We start from the raw sequence: 4,019 nt of genomic DNA, 5'->3' as shown, positions 1-4,019 counted from the left end.
GTGGCCCGGCGAGCGAGCAGCAGGTCCGGCATGACCGTCCCGGCGGCAGCGCACGCGACGGCGACCAGGACCACCAGCACCGGGCCCGCGCCGCGCCATGCGCCCAGGACGAGGCCGAGCACCAACCCGGCCGCCAGCCCGGCCGCGCCGCCGGCCACCTCGTGGAGGCGATGGCGCGCGACGGTGGCATCCGACCCTGCCCGCGCGAGGCGCCGCTCGATGTCCTCGGCCGGCCGGCCCCAGCGCTGCGCGAGGCGGGAGACATCCGCGACCAGCGGCGCGGCAAGACGGCCCAGCACCGATGCGGGGGGAACGGTGCGAGCAACACCGAGGCGGAGGCGCGGTCCAATCCGCCGCTCGAGCGAGAAGCGACGCGCGTCCGCCCACGACCCGAGCAGAGCGAGCCCGGCGGCGAGCGTGAAGCACACAAGGACGGTCATCGCATCACGCGTTCCTCGATCGGCAGGCGCCCCAGGGCGCGCATCAGTCGGTACGCCCCGAGGCTGGCGGCGGCGCCCCCGAGCAGTACCGCGACGCCGGCGCCCGTATCGAAGGCGGCGAGGCCGGCCGGGCGCGTCGCGAGCAGCGCGAGCAGCACCCACGGCGCGGCCACGGCGAGCCGTGCCGCGTTGACCGTCCAGCTTTGGCGAGCCTCGAGCTCACCGCGCACCCGCGCATCGTCCCGCAGGAATCGGGCGAGCGACCTGAGGACCCGTCCCACCTCGGTGCCGCCCACGTCTCTCGCGGTGCGCACGGCCTCGACCAGGCGATCCGCCACGGGATCGGCGAGCCGAGCCTTCAGCGCGTCGAGACACGGGTCGAAACGTCCGGTCACGCGATAGTCCTCGGCGAAGGCGGCGAACGCGGGTCGAAGCTCCTCGGGGCCACGTTCGCCGAGGCTGCCGAGCGCCTCGGGAAGCGCCAGGCCGGCGCGGATCCCCGACGCGAGCGTCTCCGCGGCGTCGGGCCATGCGGCACGCAGCCGCGCCCGTCGTCGCCGTGCGCGCGCCGCGATCACGCCGAACGGCGCGTAGGCCGCGGCCGCCCCCATGCACGCGGCGACGGCCAGCGATCCCGTCACCGACCACACCAGACCGGCGCTCGCGAGGGCGATCCCAGCCGCCGCGGCGACGAACCCCGCGAGGCTCACGCCCTCGACGCCAGCCTGTACCAGGCGGTCGTCGAAACGAACGGCCGCGGCGAACCGCGAACGGCGCACGCGCGGAACCTCCCAGCACGAGAGCCACGCGAGCAGCAACCCGAGACCCAGCACGAGACCCACGACCACATCCATGTCAGGCCACCAGCAGCTCAGCGAGCTCGAGGCCGCGGCCGGCGAAGCGATCGGGATGCGGCGGGAACCCGCTGCCTCGCGTCAGCACACCGTCACGACGGACGTAGATCTCCGAGAGCTCGATGACACCCGACTCGACGCGGCCGGAGACGCCGACGATCTCGCGCACCCGCCGCACGCCATCCCGGCCAAGATCGAGGTGCACCACCAAGTCGATCGCGGAGGCCACCGCGGGCACCACGAACCGGTCCGACACGTTGTCGCCCGCGAGCAGCGGGAGGGTGCACATCTTGGCGAGCGCGTCCCGGGCCGAGTTGGCGTGGATCGTGCACATCCCCGGCAGGCCCGCATTGAGCGCAATCAGCAGGTCGAGCGCCTCCTCGCCCCGGACCTCTCCCACGACGATGCGATCCGGCCGCATCCGCAGCGCCTCCTTGACGAGCCTCCGCAGGGAGATCTCGCCGGTGCCTTCGAGCGACGCCTGGCGGCATTGCAGCGCGACCACATCGCGCAGGCTGAGGGCGAGCTCGAACACCTCCTCGCAGGTGATGACCCTCTCGCGAGGAGGAACGGCGCCCGCAAGCGCACCGAGCGTGGTGGTCTTTCCGGCCTGCGTGCCGCCAGAGACGAGCACCGTCAGGCCCGCGCCCACCGCAGCGTCCAGGAACCGGCCGGCGGCAGGCGTGAGCGTGCCGAGCGCCACGAGGTCGTCCACGTCGGTGGCACGCGCGATGTACTTGCGGATGTTCACGGCCCAGTGACGGCGGGTGACGTCGGGGATCGCCACGTGGAGGCGCTCGCCACCCGGGAGGGCCGCGTCGACGAACGGGGAACTGAGATCCAACCGGCGCCCGGCCAGGGCGAGCATGCGATCCACAAGCGCCCTCACCGACTCCGCCGTGAGCAGCACGTTGGTGAGCTCGCTCGCGCCGTGGCGTGCGACGTAGACCTCGTGCGGCGCGTTGATCCAAATCTCCTCGACTTCAGGATCGTCGAGCAGCGGCTGTAGCGGGCCAAGCCCGGCGACCGAGTCGACCACCGTGCGCGCGAGCGCCTCGCGGTCCATGACCGGCGCGCCGCCACCCAGCAGCGCGGTCTCGTCCCATTCGTCGATCGCGGTGGCGACCAGCGCGCGCACCTTCCCGGACTCGCGGATCGGATCGATGCCGCCGTCTCGGATACGGGCGCGCACCGATTCTTCGATGCGCGCCTGCGCGTCTGCCCCCATGGGGGCGACAGTAAACCCAAAAGGGACAATCCGGACAGCCCCCTGTGGAGGGGGCACCGTGGGGTCCGCCGCGCGCAGCCCTAAGCGGGTGGTGGCTTCCGGAACAGCTCGAGACCCTTCGCGAGCCACGAGGCGCCGAAGGCGAGCACGCTGACGGTCTCGCCGATCAGGATCGACCAGTCCGCCAGCACGCCGGTGAGCTGGGACACCACGATGAACACCACCGCGATCACGATCGCCGCCGCGCAGCCGTAGTGGAGCCGCCACTCGCCGCTCGCCTGCAGCTGTCCCGGGTCGCCGGACCGGCGCCCCGCCCACCCGAATCGGAAGGAGATCGCGGCGAGAGCCAGGATGAAGATCACCGCCGCCGCATAATGGGCGCCCACCCGCAGCGCCGGGTCATCCGCCACGGACGGGTCATCGGTGGGGAAGAACGCCACCACCAGCACCGCGAACCCCGCGACGTAGCTCGCGTAGTTGTCGAAGTTGCGCTCGGCGACCATGTAGAACACCAGGAACACGCCCACCGCGACCAGCGACCCCACGAACGCGTCGCGCATGCCCGTGTAGTAGTAGCCGCTGATCGACGGCTGCACCCCGGCGCCCGCCAGCAGGTTCCCCCCCACGAGCGCGAACGGCAGCGCGATCCCCACCACTCCGATGAAGAACCTCAGCCGCAGGTACGAGCGCAGATACCGCTGCCCCCACACGTTCGACGGCGCGGGGCGCGGGGGCGTGCGCATCACGTCGCTGTCGAGCGTCTGCGCCACGCGCGCCTTCACGTCCTCGAGCATCGTCGCCCCCTCCCCCTGCTTCGAACGTAGCCACGGACCGCTCCCGTCACAAGGGTCCACCACACCCGCGCATCGTCCCGTCGCCGTGCCTACGCTGGAGGCATGTGCGGCCGCTACGCGAACTTCCTCACCGAGCAGGAGCTCATCGACGCCTTCGAGATCGCCGTAATCGCGGACGATGCACGGCTCGCCCCCCGCTTCAACATCGCGCCCACGCAGGAGACGGCGATCGTGGTGGCGCGCAAGGAGGAGGGCCGCTCGCTCGAGCTCGCGCGCTGGGGCTTGGTGCCGTCCTGGGCCAAGGACCCGAGCATCGGCTCGCGAATGTTCAACGCCCGCTCGGAGACCATCGCGGAGAAGCCCTCGTTCCGCTCGGCGTTCGTGAAGCGCCGCTGCGTGGTGCCGGCGAGCGGCTACTTCGAATGGAAGACGGACGATGCGGGCAAGACGCCGTACTTCATCCACACCCAGGACGGGTCGCCGCTGGCATTCGCCGGGCTCTTCGAGTTCTGGCGGGACAAGGCGCTGGGCGACGATGCACCGTGGATGGCGTCGTGCTCCATCGTCACCGCCGCGTCGCGTGGCGAGATGCGGGACATCCACGACCGGCAGCCCGTGATGCTGGTGCCCGAGGAGGTGGACGTGTGGCTGGACCACGATGCGAGCAAGGACGACCTGTTGGCCGCCATCGCGGCGCCCGCGC

The 4,019-nt window shown here is 72.0% G+C and carries 4 protein-coding genes and 1 pseudogene; 1 reads left to right on the top strand and 4 read right to left on the bottom strand.

Going from position 1 to position 4,019, the window contains the following annotated elements; translation table 11 throughout:
- The 4 genes and pseudogenes from Q0L54_RS10695 to Q0L54_RS10680 all read right to left on the bottom strand — a co-directional run.
- A pseudogene (locus Q0L54_RS10695) lies at positions 1-440 on the bottom strand (pilus assembly protein TadB); the annotation flags it as partial.
- The gene (locus Q0L54_RS10690; RefSeq protein WP_366937961.1) at positions 437-1,282 is read right to left on the bottom strand and encodes a type II secretion system F family protein; all 846 of its coding nucleotides are present in this window, start codon (positions 1,280-1,282) and stop codon (positions 437-439) included. The pseudogene Q0L54_RS10695 and the gene Q0L54_RS10690, both read right to left, overlap by 4 nt.
- A gap of 13 nt (positions 1,283-1,295) precedes the next feature.
- Complete coding sequence (locus tag Q0L54_RS10685; RefSeq protein WP_296667964.1) at positions 1,296-2,522, bottom strand: ATPase, T2SS/T4P/T4SS family; 1,227 nt, start codon at positions 2,520-2,522, stop codon at positions 1,296-1,298.
- Between the two features lie 80 nt (positions 2,523-2,602).
- Positions 2,603-3,316, bottom strand: coding sequence for a hypothetical protein (locus Q0L54_RS10680; RefSeq protein WP_296667962.1), 714 nt, complete (start codon positions 3,314-3,316; stop codon positions 2,603-2,605).
- 102 nt (positions 3,317-3,418) lie between these two features.
- Here Q0L54_RS10680 and Q0L54_RS10675 point away from each other — a divergent pair.
- Positions 3,419-4,019 (top strand): SOS response-associated peptidase (locus Q0L54_RS10675; RefSeq protein ID WP_296667961.1); only part of this gene is annotated, 601 nt, incomplete at its 3' end.

Origin of the sequence: Demequina sp. (genome assembly GCF_024642165.1) — a bacterium.
In the GTDB taxonomy this organism is placed as follows: Bacteria; Actinomycetota; Actinomycetes; order Actinomycetales; family Demequinaceae; genus Demequina.
The sequence above is the reverse complement of the archived record's forward strand: the minus strand, read 5'-3'. Positions and strand labels throughout refer to the sequence as shown.

Excerpts from the sequence above, each read along its gene's own strand:
- Q0L54_RS10685 (WP_296667964.1), bottom strand. The coding sequence starts at position 2,522 with ATGGGGGCAGACGCGCAGGCGCGCATCGAAGAATCGGTGCGCGCCCGT.
- Q0L54_RS10680 (WP_296667962.1), bottom strand. The coding sequence starts at position 3,316 with ATGCTCGAGGACGTGAAGGCGCGCGTGGCGCAGACGCTCGACAGCGAC.